The sequence below is a fragment of the Pseudomonas frederiksbergensis genome (assembly GCF_003732665.1).
GTDB classification, from domain to species: Bacteria; Pseudomonadota; Gammaproteobacteria; order Pseudomonadales; family Pseudomonadaceae; genus Aquipseudomonas; species Aquipseudomonas frederiksbergensis_G.
Genome location: NZ_MOBP01000015.1, coordinates 85,799 through 99,455 on the forward strand (window position 1 = coordinate 85,799; position 13,657 = coordinate 99,455).

Sequence of the window (13,657 nt, forward strand, 5' to 3'; positions counted from 1 at the left end):
GACAAGAGCGGCTGGAACTGGCCGCGTGAACGTGTAGAGCAAAGCTGTGACCATCGCCCCGTGCAAAACATTCACCCGGCCTCGATAAGTTTTTGGCACTGTCATAACGATAGACGGTTAATGGCGATACCTTATACAGGCATGAGCGGCGTCACCAACACGGGCAATTGCGGTTTTTTTAACGGGATATGCCCCTGCCGTCGGCGCGAGGATGGCCGCTGCCTCTCAAGCCTGATAAAATCGCGCGCCTTCGCAGACCGGCAACAGCCGGGCCCCCTGGAATTCACGCAAGGCACTCGCCTTTGTCTGTTCCGGCGGTCCCACTGGACTCGGTCGTTACCCCTGAATCCCCCCTAAAGGCCTGGATCATGAGCAAGCAACCCTCCCTGAGCTACAAGGACGCCGGTGTAGACATCGACGCCGGTGAAGCATTGGTCGAACGCATCAAGAGCGTCGCCAAGCGCACTGCGCGCCCGGAAGTCATGGGCGGCCTGGGCGGTTTCGGCGCCCTCTGCGAAATCCCGGCCGGCTACAAGCAGCCCGTGCTGGTTTCCGGTACTGACGGTGTCGGCACCAAGCTGCGCCTGGCGCTGAACCTGAACAAGCACGACAGCATCGGCATCGACCTGGTTGCCATGTGCGTCAACGACCTGGTGGTGTGCGGCGCCGAGCCGCTGTTCTTCCTCGACTACTACGCCACCGGCAAACTCAACGTCGAGACCGCGACTCAGGTCGTGACCGGCATCGGCGCCGGCTGCGAACTGTCCGGCTGCTCCCTGGTCGGCGGCGAAACCGCTGAAATGCCGGGCATGTACGAAGGCGAAGACTACGACCTGGCCGGCTTCTGCGTCGGCGTCGTGGAAAAATCCGAAATCATCGACGGTTCCAAAGTCGCTGCCGGCGATGCCCTGCTCGCCCTGCCGTCTTCCGGCCCGCACTCCAACGGCTACTCGCTGATCCGCAAGATCATCGAAGTGTCCGGTGCCGACATCGAAAACATCCAGCTCGACGGCAAACCGCTGACCGACCTGCTGATGGCCCCGACCCGTATCTACGTGAAGCCGCTGCTCAAGCTGATCAAGGAAACCGGCGCCGTCAAAGCCATGGCCCACATCACCGGTGGTGGCCTGCTGGACAACATCCCGCGCGTACTGCCAAAAGGCGCGCAAGCGGTGGTTGACGTCGCGAGCTGGACCCGCCCGGCGGTGTTCGACTGGCTGCAAGAGAAAGGCAACGTCGACGAAAACGAAATGCACCGCGTGCTGAACTGCGGCGTGGGCATGGTCATCTGCGTGGCTCAAGAGCACGTTGAAACCGCCCTGAACGTGCTGCGTGAAGCTGGCGAGCAACCTTGGGTCATCGGTCAGATCTCCACCGCTGCCGAAGGCGCGGCTCAAGTCGAACTGAAGAACCTTAAGGCGCACTAATGTCCGCCACCTGTGATGTCGTGGTGCTGTTGTCCGGCACCGGCAGTAACTTGCAGGCCTTGATCGACAGCACGCGGACCGGCGACAGCCCGGTCCGCATCGCTGCGGTGATTTCCAACCGCGCCGACGCCTACGGCCTGCAACGCGCCAGGGACGCGGGTATCGACACCCGCTCCCTGGATCACAAGGCTTTCGAGGGCCGCGAGGCCTTCGATGCCGCGCTGATCGAACTGATCGACGCCTTCAACCCCAAACTCGTGGTACTCGCCGGTTTCATGCGCATTCTCAGCGCTGGTTTCGTGCGCCACTACCAGGGTCGCCTGCTCAATATCCATCCCTCGCTGCTGCCCAAATACAAAGGGTTACACACTCATCAGCGCGCTTTGGAGGCCGGCGACACCGAGCACGGCTGCTCCGTGCACTTCGTCACCGAGGAACTCGATGGCGGACCACTGGTCGTACAGGCAGTAATACCGGTAGAGTTGCACGATTCGCCGCAGAGTCTGGCGCAGCGGGTCCACGTTCAGGAACACCTGATCTACCCAATGGCTGTACGCTGGTTTGCCGAAGGTCGTCTGTCCCTCGGCGAGCAAGGTGCTTTACTCGATGACACGTTACTCGCGGCCAGCGGCCACTTGATTCGAACCTAGGAGATTTTATGCGTCGCGCCTTGCTCTTCGCTTGCGCTCTGCTCGCCCTGCCCTTCGCGCAGGCCGCAGACCTTCAACCTTTCTCCGCCAGTTACACCGCCGACTGGAAACAGTTGCCCATGAGCGGCACCGCCGAGCGCAGCCTGACCAAGGGCGCCAACGGCGTCTGGACGCTCAGCTTCAAGGCATCGATGATGATCGCCAGCCTGTCCGAACAAAGCACCCTGACCCTGGACAAGGACACTTTGCTGCCGCAGTCCTACCACTTCGAACGTGGCGGCCTGGGCAAAGCCAAGAAGGCTGACCTGGACTTCGACTGGGCCACCAAAATGGTCACCGGCACCGATCGTGGTGACGCGGTCAAGATCCCGCTCAACCGCGGCATGGTCGACAAATCCACTTACCAGTTGGCCCTGCAACACGACGTGGCCGCCGGCAAGAAAAGCATGAGCTACCAGGTCGTCGATGACGGCGAAGTCGATACCTACGACTTCCGCGTGCTGGGCACGGAAAAAGTCGACACCAAGGCTGGCAAGATCGATGCGATCAAGGTCGAGCGCGTACGCGACCCGACACAAAGCAAACGCATCACCGTGATGTGGTTCGCCAAGGACTGGGATTACCTGCTGGTCCGCCTGCAACAGGTTGAAACCGACGGCAAGGAGTACAACATCATGCTCCTGGACGGTACGGTCAACGGCAAGGCTGTCAAAGGCAGCTAATCCGGATCCACCCAAGAAGCCCCGCGATTGCGGGGCTTTTTTTTGCTGATCGTTCCCACGCTCTGCGTGGTAATGCAGCCAGGGACGCTCCGCGTTCCAAAGCCTGACGCAGAGCGTCACAAGAGGCATTCCCACGCGGAGCGTGGGAACGATCATCGAACCAAGTAAGGAACCTGTGGGAGCGGGCTTGCTCGCGAAAGCGGTGTGTCAGTCAACATCTATGCTGAATGACACACCGCATTCGCGAGCAAGCCCGCTCCCACAGGGTTCTGTGTTGACTCGACTGATGGCTAAACCGAAAACCGCGCCACCATCGTGTTCAAGTCCACCGCCAACCGCGACAACTCCTGACTCGCCGCACTGGTCTGATTGGCCCCCGCCGAAGTCTGCAATGCCAGATCACGAATATTCATCAAATTGCGATCCACCTCCCGCGCCACCGCCGCCTGTTCCTCCGAGGCGCTGGCGATCACGATGTTGCGCTCGTTGATCAAGGTGAACGCCGAGGCAATCTCCTCCAGCGCCACCCCCGCCGCTTTCGCCACTTCCAGGGTCGAGCGCGCCCGGCTGTTGCTCTGCTGCATCGAGCTGACAGCCGAATCGGTGCCTTGCTGAATGCCGCTGATCATCTGCTCGATTTCCTGGGTCGATTGCTGCGTGCGATGGGCCAACGCCCGCACTTCATCCGCTACCACGGCAAAACCGCGGCCGGCATCCCCGGCGCGGGCCGCTTCGATGGCAGCATTGAGCGCCAGCAAATTGGTCTGTTCGGCAATCGAGCGAATCACATCCAGCACCTTGCTGATGCCATATACCTTCTGCGCCAAGTCTTCGACCTGGGAGGCATTGGCCGTGACGTCATCGGCCAGGGATTCGATGGACAGCACGGTCTGCTGCACCTGCGCCCGGCCATGCTGGGCGATCCGGTCGGATTCACGGGATGCTTCAGAGGTGGCCACCGCATTGCTCGCCACTTCCTCCACCGCTGCTGTCATCTGGTTGACCGCCGTGGCCGCTTGCTCGATTTCCAGGCTCTGCTGATGCAGCCCGCGAGTGGCGTCTTCGGTGACGCAACTGAGTTCCTCCGAAGCCGAGGCTAATTGGCTGGACGAGTCGGAGATCCGGCGAATCGTATCCCGCAGGTTCTGCTGCATGCTCTTGAGCGCGTGCAGCAGCCGCGCCGGTTCGTCCCTGCCGCTGATGTGGATGTCGCCTGTCAGGTCGCCCGCCGCCACCACCTCGGCCACCCGTAGAGACTGGGACAACGGCAAGACGATGCTGCGGGTCAGCAATAAAGCGAGGCCGATGGTCATCAACGCCGCCAACCCGACCATCACGCCGACCCAGACCCGCGAATGACTGAACACCAGGCGCGCCGCTTCGGTCGCCAGGTTGGCCTGGTGCTTGTTCAGCTCCACCAGGGATTTGAGGGTCACGGCAATCTCGTCGGCCAACGGACTCATTTCACCATTGACGATGACCGCCGCTTCCTCGATCCGCCCCTGGGCAGACAGGTTCATCACCTGCCCCTGAAAATTCAGGTATTTCTGTTCCGAAGCCTTGAATCGATCAAACAGCGAGCGCTCCTCGGGCAGCACAATCAACGCGTTGTAGCGCTGTTGCGCATCGCCGAGCACGCCTTTGAGTTCGTTGAGTTTGCTGACGTTCTGCGCCAGCGCCCCGGGGTCGCGGTTGATCAGCAGACGCATGGTCAAAGCACGCAGGCGCAGCATGTCCTGACTCATGTCCCCGACCGACATCACACTGGGCAGCCAGTTGTTGTCGACCTGATCGGACTGGGCGCGCATGTTGGACATTTGCAGCAGGGCGAACGCCCCCAAACCGAACACCATCAGCGCCAGCAAGCCAAAACCCAGGCTCGCGCGCGGCGCAATATTGAGACTTCGAATACTCATTGCTCTGGTTCCTTCCAAAAATGCACTGCATATCCCTGCAGCGGGTTGCTTTAGAAGGTATCGGCCACGGGGAGATTTGCGTAAGACCAAAACGTGATATCAAAACGCCTTAATACTTCGAACCCCAGGCGGGAACGATTCAGTCTGCCGATCCGGTCGAGCACGCCCGCGCAAGAAAGGGGAACGCACTCCGGGCACAATGCTCTATACCTTCAGGGTCTTTTTTGATCGAACGACTTTTCCTACTGCCGATGAGGTTTCCCATGACTGTTACCGTCAATACCGTTTCCAGCGATGGCTTTCGTCACACTGTGCAGATCGATGACCACGAATTGTTTGCCGACGTACCGGTTTCCGCCGGCGGCGAAGGCTCGGCGCCGGGCCCCCACGATTACTTCGATGCCGCCCTCGGCGCCTGCAAGGCCCTGACCCTGAAGATGTATGCGAAGAAGAAAGACATCCCGCTGACCGGCGTGGGGGTCGAGGTCAAACGCGACAACAGCGAAGAGCAAAAAGGCAAATATGCCCTGCACGTCACCCTCACGCTCAAAGGCGTGCTGACTGACGCTCAACGGGAAGAATTGCTGCGCGTCGCCGACCGTTGCCCGATCCATAAACTGATGACCACCACCGACGTCACCATCGAAACCCACGCCCCACAGGGCTTCGACAGCCAGTAATCACCCCGATGCCAGCGGCGGGTTATGCTCTGCGCATCACCCGCCCAGCCTGGAATGCCGCATGAACACGCCCCTCGTGATCCGCCCCCGCGCCGAAGATGTCGAAGGCCAGCCGATTCTGCGCCCGTTGCCGTCGGCCAAATGCCGCAGCGTCGGGCCTTTCGTGTTTTTCGACCACATGCTTGAAACCCGTTATCCGGCGGGCAAAGGCATGAACATCCGACAACATCCGCACATCGGTCTGTCGACCCTCACCTATTTGTTCCAGGGGCAGATCCAGCACAAGGACAGCCTCGGTTCCGATCAGGTGGTCGGCACCGGCGACGTCAGCTGGATGACCGCCGGCAGCGCCATCGCCCATGTCGAACGCACACCTGAGGCGCTGAAAGACAGCGGCTTCACGATGCATGGCTTGCAGATCTGGCTGGCCTCGCCCAAGGAGCATGAGCAAGGTCCGGGGCACTACAGCCATCACCCGGCGGCCACGTTGCCGGTCAGCGAAAACCTGGGGGTGAAGATTCGGATGATCGCCGGGTCAGGCTTTTGCCTGGAATCGCCGGTGCCGGTGCTTTCTCCTACCTTATATGCCGAACTGAACCTGCAAACCGCGACGACTTTGCTGATTCCCACCGAGCACGAAGAACGGGCACTCTACGTGCTGGACGGCGAGGTACAACTGGATGGCGAGTTGATAGAGCCGCATTCGCTGGTGGTGTTGCCGGCCGGGGAAGAGATGACGTTGTTTGCCGAGAGCGACTGTCACGCCGTGTTGTTCGGCGGTGCCCCGCTGGATGGGCCACGGCGGATCAACTGGAATTTTGTGGCGAGCGATCCAGCGGCCATTGATGAGGCTCGGCGGCGCTGGGCGGCCGGGGATTGGCCGACGGTGCCGGGGGAAAGTGAGCGGATCGAGTTGCCCTGAGATCCTCAGCGCCAGTTACACCGCCTTCGCGAGCAAGCCCGCTCCCACATTTGGAATGCATTCCCCTGTGGAACATTTGGAATGCATTGCCCTGTGGGAGCGGGCTTGCTCGCGAAGAGGCCAGCCCTGACACCAACGATCATCAGCCGCTAAACACTTCATCCAGCAAGTTATGCATCGACACAAACGCCCGCCCTGCGGTCTTCGCGTCATACATCATCTTGCCCGGCACATTGGCGTGCGGATCGGTAAACGAGTGCACCGCGCCGCCGTAGCTCAGCAGTTGCCAATCCACGCCCGCCGCGTTCATTTCAGCTTCGAACGCCGGCAGTTGCTCTTTCGGCACCAATGGATCGGACGCGCCGTGCAGCACCAGCACCGAGCCCTTAATGTTTTTCGCATCGCTGACGTTCGGCGTATCCAGCGAGCCGTGGAACGACACCGCCGCTTTCACCGGCGCACCGCTGCGGGCCAGTTCCAGCGCGCAGCAACCGCCAAAGCAAAAACCGAAAGTCGCCAGTTTCGAGGTATCGACCGCCGCATCGCCCTGAGCCTGCAACTGCTCGAATGCCGCCTGCATACGCTGGCGCAGCAAGCCGCGATCATTCTTCAGCGGCATCATCGCTGCGCCCGCCTCGTCGCCGTTCTGCGGACGCACCGACTGACCATAAAGGTCGGCAATCAGCACCACATAGCCCTTGGCCGCCACTGATTTGGCGATCTCTTCGGCACCGGCGCTGATGCCCATCCAGTTCGGTGCCATCAACAGGCCCGGGCGTGGCCCTTTGTGATCGGCATCGAAGGCCAGACGGCTTTCGTAAGACTGGCCATCAAGCTGATAGACCACGGAACGCACAGTGACTTGGCTCATTTCAGACTCCTAAGACTCAAGAATAAAAAAACCCGCCGAAGCGGGTTTTTGTACAGCTCAGTTAAACCGACAGTTCAACCAGCAACTTGTTGAGACGGCGCACGTAGGCTGCCGGGTCTTTCAAGCTGTCGCCGGCCGCCAGGGCCGCCTGATCGAACAGGATGTGCGACAGGTCGCCGAAGCGCTCGTCGCTCTGCTCGGCGTCGAGTTTCTCGATCAGCGGGTGAGCCGGGTTGAATTCGAAGATCGGCTTCGAATCCGGAACCTTCTGCCCGCTGGCTTCGAGGATCTGACGCATCTGCAGGCCCAGGTCCTGCTCGCCGATGGCGAGGATTGCCGGGGAATCGGTCAGACGGTGAGAAACCCGGACTTCAGCGACAGAATCGCCCAGTGCGGTTTTCAGACGCTCAACCAAACCTTCTTTGGACTTGGCGACTTCTTCCGCAGCTTTCTTGTCCTCTTCCGAGTCCAGGTTGCCCAGGTCCAGGTCACCGCGTGCCACGTCGACAAAGCTCTTGCCGTCGAAGTCGCTGAGGTAGCTCATCAGCCACTCGTCGATACGGTCGGTCAGCAGCAGCACTTCGATGCCTTTCTTGCGGAAGACTTCCAGGTGCGGGCTGTTCTTGACCTGCGCGTAGGTTTCGCCGGTCAGGTAGTAAATCTTGTCCTGACCTTCCTTCGCGCGAGCCAGGTAGTCAGCCAGACCCACCACTTGCTCGCCTTCATCGCCATTGGTGGAAGCGAAACGCAGCAGGCCAGCGATTTTCTCTTTGTTGGCGAAATCTTCAGCCGGGCCTTCTTTCATGACCTGGCCGAAGTTTTTCCAGAAGCCTTTGTATTGCTCAGGCTCGTTCTTCGCCAGTTTTTCCAGCATGTCCAGAACACGCTTGGTCAGCGCCGACTTCATGGAATCGATGATCGGGTCTTTCTGCAGGATTTCCCGCGACACGTTCAGCGACAGGTCGTTGGAGTCGACCACGCCTTTGATGAAGCGCAGGTACAGCGGCAGGAACGACTCGGCCTGGTCCATCACGAACACACGCTGCACGTACAGCTTCAGGCCTTTCGGCGCTTCACGCTGGTACAGGTCAAACGGAGCGCGGGTCGGCACATAAAGCAGCGAGCTGTATTCCAGCTTGCCTTCGACCTTGTTGTGGCTCCAGCTCAGCGGGTTCTCGAAATCGTGGGCGATGTGCTTGTAGAACTCCTGGTATTCCTCGTCCTTGATCTCGGTGCGAGGACGGGTCCACAGGGCGCTGGCGCGGTTGACGGTTTCCCACTCAAGCGCCGGCTTCTCCTCGCCTTCGGCGGCTGCCACTTCTTTCGGCAACTCGATCGGCAAAGCGATGTGGTCGGAGTACTTCTTGATGATGTTGCGCAGACGCCAGCCATCGGCAAACTCGTCTTCACCGGACTTCAGGTGCAGAACGATACGGGTGCCGCGCTCGGCTTTCTCGACGGTGGCAACTTCGAAGTCACCCTCGCCCTTGGACGACCAATGCACGCCTTCGGAAGCGTCGGCACCAGCGCGACGGCTGAACACGTCAACTTTATCGGCAACGATGAACGCGGAGTAGAAACCCACACCGAACTGACCGATCAGGTGCGAATCTTTCTTCTGATCGCCAGACAGGTGTTTCATGAAATCGGCAGTGCCGGACTTGGCGATCGTACCCAAGTGGGTGATCGCGTCTTCGCGGCTCATGCCGATACCGTTGTCTTCGAGGGTGACGGTTTTCGCGTCCTTGTCGAAGCTCACACGGATTTTCAGTTCGGCGCCACCTTCCAGCAACTCAGGCTTGGACAGGGCTTCGAAACGTAATTTGTCGACAGCGTCAGAGGCGTTCGAGATCAACTCGCGAAGGAAAATTTCCTTGTTGGAATACAGCGAATGGATCATGAGGTGCAGCAGTTGCTTCACCTCGGTCTGGAAGCCCAGGGTTTCCTTTTGAGTTTCCACACTCATGGTCATCAAACTCCAATCAGATGGCAGTGGCCGCGACCTTCAGGGTCGACGGCGGGTTGTCATCAGAGTTTGGGGCTGAGTTCAGGATTTCAAGGCCTCTTCGATTTTGAAATGGCCCCGGGCCGTGGCAATCGGCTCGGCTTCGGTGGTTTGCCAGGCTGTAATCGCCACGTTGGCCACCCGCCGTCCCTGCCGACACACCTGGCAACGCGCCCAAGTATCGCGAAATTGCCCGGCGCGCAGGTAATCGAGGGAGAAGTCGATGATCTTCGGCACACCGGGCGAGCCGGTGAAAATCAGCAGGTGCAGCGCCGCCGACAGCTCCATGAACCCGGCAATCACGCCGCCATGGATCGCCGGCAATAAAGGGTTACCAATGTTGTCCTTGTTGGCCGGCAAGCGAAACAGCAGCTCATCACCAACCCGCGAACACTCGACGCCGATCAACTTGGCATAGGGAATCAGGTGCAGCAGCGAGGCGTAGTCCCCTTGGGCGTGGGCCTGCTGAAGTTGTTCCTTGAATGAGTCAGTCATTTCACACCTGCTGCGATTGTGCCGCCAAAGCCTTTGGTGCCCTTGATGCCCTTGCCCATGCGCATAAAGGTGCCGACTACATGAGCTATCGGCTGCTCTGGATCGTCCTGATAGGCAAAGCCCCGGGCGAAGATCACGTCGGTGGTCACCCGGTAGCATTGGGCGAAACCGTAGACATCCTTGTGCGGTTCGGCGGCGTGCATGTAGTCGATGCGCAAATCCAGGGTCGGGCAGACTTCGAATTCCGGCAGCACGCACAATGTGGACATGCCACACGCGGTGTCCATCAACGACGTCAGGGCACCACCGTGAATCACGCCGGTTTGCGGGTTGCCGACGATTTGCGGGCTGTAAGGCAGGACGACCGTTAGTCCGTCGGTACTCGCGCTGTGAACGCGCAAGCCCAACACCTGACAATGTCGCAACGCCGAGAGAAATCGTGTCGCGCGCTCAAAAACGGGGTTTTCGGCCATTTGATAAGAACCCTTCTTAGTTTCCGGTCAAAGCATCTGGTTATCAGGCGAAAGTTCCATCGCGATAAAAACTTATATATCTGTATGAAATGAGGAACTTATCGCTGAGGGCTGTGCTCGAAAGGCCAGTAGATATTTTCCATAAGGAGATACACCCCATGCGTAAGACTTTAGCTATTGCCTTGATGTTGACCGCTTCCCTCGGTCTCGCTGCTTGCGATAAAAAATCCGAGGACAAAGCTCAAGATGCTAACCAACATGCTGAGCAAGCTCAGCAAGACATGAGCAAAGCACAGGATAAAGTGAACGACGCTGCGAAAGAAAACGCCGAAGCCGCCAAAGCTCAGGCTGAATCGAACAAAGCTGCTGCACAGGAGTCCGCTCCGGCCGCTCCAACCGAAGCACCTAAAAACTAAACCGGTTTTTAGCGTGATAAAAGAAAACCCGCCAAGTGCGGGTTTTCTTTTGCGTGTTAGTTGGCGATTAGAGCAAGACGGTTCTAAAAGTCGGACTAATCATCAGCAGTAACGAGCAGACTAAGCCGATGATCCACACCAGGCTGCGCTGCCAGGCAAGATCGCCCCAATAACACAGCAGATAAATGATGCGCGTGATCACAAAGATGATCGCCAGGGAATCAATCAGCCACCCCTGGGTTTGCGTGGTGTGCGCCATCAACACCCCCACCGCAAATAAGATGAACGCCTCAAAACAATTCTGATGAGCCGCCACGGCCCGGGCACCAAACCCGGTTAGTTGAGCCTGTTGCTGGCGGGGCAAGTGATTGTTGTACCCGCCCTGCTCTTTCATGGCTTTGGCCACGGGCATACGGGCCACGTAGATCAGCAATGCACTGATAAACACACACCAGAACGGAATACTCATCAAGCGGCCTCTTTGTTGGCTTCAGGCAATGGCGCCTCTGTAGGGGTATAGACCATCACGTCGAGAACATCGGAATGAAATTCCCGGCGATACAAAACCAGTACGACGCCAGCGCTCATCAACATGAACAACCAAGGGCTGACGAACCACGCCAGCATGGTCATACCGAAGTAGTAAGAACGCAGGCCGAAGTTGAACTGGTTGGCCGCCATCGAAATCACCCGCGCAGCCCGTGCCGCAAAAGCCTTGCGCTCCTGCTCCGACACATGGCGCTCGCCGATCATCGGCGCCGAGCCCACCAGGATCGCCGCAAAGTTGTACTGGCGCATGCACCAACTGAAGGTGAAGAACGCGTAGACGAACACCAGCGCCAGGCACAGCAACTTGATCTCCGACATGCCCTGGGACGCCTGTTGCACCATGGGAATATCCGCCAGCAACGACACTGCCCGTTCGGACGCGCCGAGCACGGTGAGAATGCCCGCCAGGATAATCAGCGTGCTGGAAGCGAAGAACGAGGCATTGCGCTCCAGGTTGCCGATCACACTGGCGTCGGCGATGCGGTTGTCCCGCAGCAGCATGCGGCGCATCCAGTCTTCGCGGTACAGGTGCAACACGCTGGCCAGGCACGCGGTATCACGGGCCTTCCACGACGCATAACGGGTGTAACCGCCCCAGCAGATGACAAACCAGAGCGCGGCGAGGAAGTGGATCAGGTTGGCGTGGATGAACGACATGCAGGTCCTTGTGATGTAGGTGAAAACTGTGGGAGCGGGCTTGCTCGCGAAGGCGGCTTATCATTCAACATTTATGTCGTCTGACACACCGCCTTCGCGAGCAAGCCCGCTCCCACATGGAATTCTCGCAGTCTTCGACGTTGGTTCCCGGGAAAAGACACTCCCTCATCCCCATAAAAAATGCCCCGTATCGATGGATACGGGGCATTTGTGTTTCAACCCATTGCCCGCTTGTGGCGAGCGCGCAGGGTTTATGCCAAAGCTTCGTCGCGCTTGCCGAGCATGCGGTCGCACACGGCGGCCACGACCAGGGTCATGACCGACGGCACCAGCCATGCCAGGCCTTGCTCGCTCAGCGGCAAGTGGGACAGTTGTGTCGGCATCCAGTCCGCCAGGCCAGCGCCTTTCAACGCGTCGATCAGGCCGAAGATGAACGACACCAGCATCACCGGGCCGACGATGCGGCGCTGGTCACGCCAGAAGTCCTTGCAGAAGCTCAGGGCGACCAAGGCGATGCACGGCGGATAGATCGCAGTCAGCACCGGGATCGAGAAGGCAATCAGCTTGGTGAGGCCCAGGTTGGACACAAACAGCGAGAACACCGCCAGAATGATGACCAGGGTCTTGTAGGAAAGCGGCAACACCCGGCTGAAATATTCGGCACAGGCACAGGTCAGGCCCACCGCTGTTACCAGGCAGGCCAACGAGATCAACACCGCCAGGAAACCGCTGCCCAAGGAGCCGAAGGTATGCTGCACGTAGGCATGCAGGACCGCCGCGCCGTTTGCAGCACCGGCGGCCACTTCATGGCTGCCCGAACCGAGGCGGAACAGGCTGACGTAAACCAGCGCCAGGCCCACACCGGCAATCATCCCGGCAATGATCGCGTAACGGGTGATCAACGCGGGCGACTCGACGCCACGGGAGCGGATCGCGTTGACGATAACGATGCCGAACACCAGCGCGCCGAGGGTATCCATGGTCAGGTAACCATTGATGAAGCCCTGGGAGAACGGTGCTGCCACGTATTCGGGCGTGGCCACGCCGATATCACCGGCCGGCAACGCGAATGCAGCAATGCCGAGCACGGCCAGGGCGATGATCTTCAGCGGTGCGAGGAAACGTCCCACGGTATCCAGCAAACGCCCCGGGTAGAGCGAGATGAAGAACACCAGCAGGAAGTACACCGAGCTATAGAGGAACAGCGCCAACGGGCTCTCGCCGGTCAGTGGTGCCAAACCCACCTCGAAAGATACGGTGGCCGTACGCGGCGTCGCGAACAAGGGGCCGACCGCGAGGTAGCACGCAGCGGCCAGGATGCCACCGGCGACTTTACCGATCGGGCTGCTCAACGCATCCATTGCACCACCGACCTTGGCCAGGGCGACCACGGTGATCACCGGCAAACCGACCGCCGTGATCAAGAAGCCCAGCGCCGCCATCCAGACATGAGGCCCGGACTGCAAGCCGACGATCGGCGGAAAGATGATGTTGCCAGCCCCTACAAACAGGGCAAACGTCATAAAACCAAGTGCCAGGATGTCCTGGCCTTTCAACACTTTCATGAAGGAAATACCACACTACTGAATCGGAATTTAGAGAGGGATTTCCCTGAGGGGTGAGGGAAATGCTGTCGATCCGTATAAGACCGACCCGTTAGCGCGAAGCTTCCTTGTGGGACGCGGACGCAAAAATGGCGGCTAGCCTAACGAATTTGCCCGGCAAACGCACTGTTAGAGGGCGAACTATCCGATACGCGACATTTCCGTGTCGCGTTTTTGCATGTAATTGGTTGGCGCCTATAAGTCCATCTTCGCGAGCAAGCCCGCTCCCACATGGAATCTGCAGTGTTCACAAATAATATGTTCGCAGAA

The 13,657-nt window shown here is 59.3% G+C and carries 14 protein-coding genes; 6 read left to right on the forward strand and 8 right to left on the reverse strand.

Going from position 1 to position 13,657, the window contains the following annotated elements; genetic code table 11:
- Nucleotides 1–368 precede the first annotated feature (368 nt).
- From purM to BK665_RS24080, 3 genes are read left to right on the forward strand one after another with little or no spacing between them, the layout of a single operon-like run.
- Nucleotides 369–1,427, forward strand: a complete 1,059-nt coding sequence (purM, locus tag BK665_RS24070) for a phosphoribosylformylglycinamidine cyclo-ligase (RefSeq protein WP_008148639.1) — start codon at nt 369–371, stop codon at nt 1,425–1,427.
- Complete coding sequence (gene purN / locus BK665_RS24075) at nt 1,427–2,077, forward strand: phosphoribosylglycinamide formyltransferase (protein WP_123409087.1); 651 nt, start codon at nt 1,427–1,429, stop codon at nt 2,075–2,077. The genes purM and purN overlap by 1 nt, the downstream gene beginning before the upstream one ends.
- An 8-nt stretch (nt 2,078–2,085) precedes the next feature.
- Nucleotides 2,086–2,799 carry a DUF3108 domain-containing protein gene (locus BK665_RS24080; protein WP_123409088.1) on the forward strand — a complete coding sequence of 238 codons (714 nt, stop codon included), beginning with the start codon at nt 2,086–2,088 and terminating at the stop codon, nt 2,797–2,799.
- A gap of 290 nt (nt 2,800–3,089) precedes the next feature.
- Here BK665_RS24080 and BK665_RS24090 read toward each other — a convergent pair whose 3' ends face one another.
- Nucleotides 3,090–4,715: a methyl-accepting chemotaxis protein gene (locus BK665_RS24090; protein WP_123409089.1), complete on the reverse strand. Its 1,626-nt coding sequence runs from the start codon at nt 4,713–4,715 to the stop codon at nt 3,090–3,092.
- Between the two features lie 263 nt (nt 4,716–4,978).
- On the opposite strand from BK665_RS24090, the gene BK665_RS24095 reads away from it, so the two are divergent.
- Nucleotides 4,979–5,395: an OsmC family protein gene (locus tag BK665_RS24095; RefSeq protein ID WP_123409090.1), complete on the forward strand. Its 417-nt coding sequence runs from the start codon at nt 4,979–4,981 to the stop codon at nt 5,393–5,395.
- 61 nt (nt 5,396–5,456) lie between these two features.
- The gene (locus BK665_RS24100; protein WP_123409091.1) at nt 5,457–6,317 is read left to right on the forward strand and encodes a pirin family protein; all 861 of its coding nucleotides are present in this window, start codon (nt 5,457–5,459) and stop codon (nt 6,315–6,317) included.
- 142 nt (nt 6,318–6,459) lie between these two features.
- Here the strand turns inward: BK665_RS24100 and BK665_RS24105 are convergent, their stop codons facing one another.
- The 4 genes from BK665_RS24105 to BK665_RS24120 form a co-directional block, all read right to left on the reverse strand.
- Nucleotides 6,460–7,188, reverse strand: coding sequence for a dienelactone hydrolase family protein (locus BK665_RS24105; RefSeq protein WP_123409092.1), 729 nt, complete (start codon nt 7,186–7,188; stop codon nt 6,460–6,462).
- Nucleotides 7,189–7,249: 61 nt separating this feature from the next.
- On the reverse strand, nt 7,250–9,154 hold the full coding sequence (gene htpG / locus BK665_RS24110; protein ID WP_123409242.1) for a molecular chaperone HtpG: 1,905 nt from the start codon (nt 9,152–9,154) through the stop codon (nt 7,250–7,252).
- Between the two features lie 81 nt (nt 9,155–9,235).
- Nucleotides 9,236–9,688 (reverse strand): PaaI family thioesterase, encoded by a 453-nt coding sequence (locus BK665_RS24115; RefSeq protein WP_123409093.1) that lies wholly within the window; start codon nt 9,686–9,688, stop codon nt 9,236–9,238.
- Nucleotides 9,685–10,161, reverse strand: coding sequence for a PaaI family thioesterase (locus BK665_RS24120; RefSeq protein WP_123409094.1), 477 nt, complete (start codon nt 10,159–10,161; stop codon nt 9,685–9,687). Before BK665_RS24120 ends, BK665_RS24115 begins: the two co-directional genes overlap by 4 nt.
- A gap of 158 nt (nt 10,162–10,319) precedes the next feature.
- Here BK665_RS24120 and BK665_RS24125 point away from each other — a divergent pair, with 158 nt between their 5' ends.
- Nucleotides 10,320–10,577: a hypothetical protein gene (locus tag BK665_RS24125; protein ID WP_123409095.1), complete on the forward strand. Its 258-nt coding sequence runs from the start codon at nt 10,320–10,322 to the stop codon at nt 10,575–10,577.
- Nucleotides 10,578–10,644: 67 nt separating this feature from the next.
- Here the strand turns inward: BK665_RS24125 and BK665_RS24130 are convergent, their stop codons facing one another.
- The 3 genes from BK665_RS24130 to brnQ all read right to left on the reverse strand — a co-directional run bounded on the left by BK665_RS24130 (nt 10,645) and on the right by brnQ (nt 13,348).
- On the reverse strand, nt 10,645–11,046 hold the full coding sequence (locus BK665_RS24130) for an MAPEG family protein (protein ID WP_123409096.1): 402 nt from the start codon (nt 11,044–11,046) through the stop codon (nt 10,645–10,647).
- On the reverse strand, nt 11,046–11,783 hold the full coding sequence (locus tag BK665_RS24135) for a DUF599 domain-containing protein (protein ID WP_123409097.1): 738 nt from the start codon (nt 11,781–11,783) through the stop codon (nt 11,046–11,048). Before BK665_RS24135 ends, BK665_RS24130 begins: the two co-directional genes overlap by 1 nt.
- A gap of 251 nt (nt 11,784–12,034) precedes the next feature.
- Complete coding sequence (gene brnQ, locus BK665_RS24140) at nt 12,035–13,348, reverse strand: branched-chain amino acid transport system II carrier protein (RefSeq protein WP_123409098.1); 1,314 nt, start codon at nt 13,346–13,348, stop codon at nt 12,035–12,037.
- Nucleotides 13,349–13,657 lie beyond the last annotated feature (309 nt).

What these genes read in the sequence shown, in the direction of transcription:
- htpG (WP_123409242.1), bottom strand. Translation starts at nt 9,154, where the DNA reads ATGAGTGTGGAAACTCAAAAGGAAACCCTGGGCTTCCAGACCGAGGTG.
- purM (WP_008148639.1), top strand. Translation starts at nt 369, where the DNA reads ATGAGCAAGCAACCCTCCCTGAGCTACAAGGACGCCGGTGTAGACATC.
- BK665_RS24115 (WP_123409093.1), bottom strand. Translation starts at nt 9,688, where the DNA reads ATGACTGACTCATTCAAGGAACAACTTCAGCAGGCCCACGCCCAAGGG.
- purN (WP_123409087.1), top strand. Translation starts at nt 1,427, where the DNA reads ATGTCCGCCACCTGTGATGTCGTGGTGCTGTTGTCCGGCACCGGCAGT.
- brnQ (WP_123409098.1), bottom strand. Translation starts at nt 13,348, where the DNA reads ATGAAAGTGTTGAAAGGCCAGGACATCCTGGCACTTGGTTTTATGACG.
- BK665_RS24105 (WP_123409092.1), bottom strand. Translation starts at nt 7,188, where the DNA reads ATGAGCCAAGTCACTGTGCGTTCCGTGGTCTATCAGCTTGATGGCCAG.
- BK665_RS24095 (WP_123409090.1), top strand. Translation starts at nt 4,979, where the DNA reads ATGACTGTTACCGTCAATACCGTTTCCAGCGATGGCTTTCGTCACACT.
- BK665_RS24080 (WP_123409088.1), top strand. Translation starts at nt 2,086, where the DNA reads ATGCGTCGCGCCTTGCTCTTCGCTTGCGCTCTGCTCGCCCTGCCCTTC.
- BK665_RS24125 (WP_123409095.1), top strand. Translation starts at nt 10,320, where the DNA reads ATGCGTAAGACTTTAGCTATTGCCTTGATGTTGACCGCTTCCCTCGGT.
- BK665_RS24090 (WP_123409089.1), bottom strand. Translation starts at nt 4,715, where the DNA reads ATGAGTATTCGAAGTCTCAATATTGCGCCGCGCGCGAGCCTGGGTTTT.
- BK665_RS24135 (WP_123409097.1), bottom strand. Translation starts at nt 11,783, where the DNA reads ATGTCGTTCATCCACGCCAACCTGATCCACTTCCTCGCCGCGCTCTGG.
- BK665_RS24100 (WP_123409091.1), top strand. Translation starts at nt 5,457, where the DNA reads ATGAACACGCCCCTCGTGATCCGCCCCCGCGCCGAAGATGTCGAAGGC.
- BK665_RS24130 (WP_123409096.1), bottom strand. Translation starts at nt 11,046, where the DNA reads ATGAGTATTCCGTTCTGGTGTGTGTTTATCAGTGCATTGCTGATCTAC.
- BK665_RS24120 (WP_123409094.1), bottom strand. Translation starts at nt 10,161, where the DNA reads ATGGCCGAAAACCCCGTTTTTGAGCGCGCGACACGATTTCTCTCGGCG.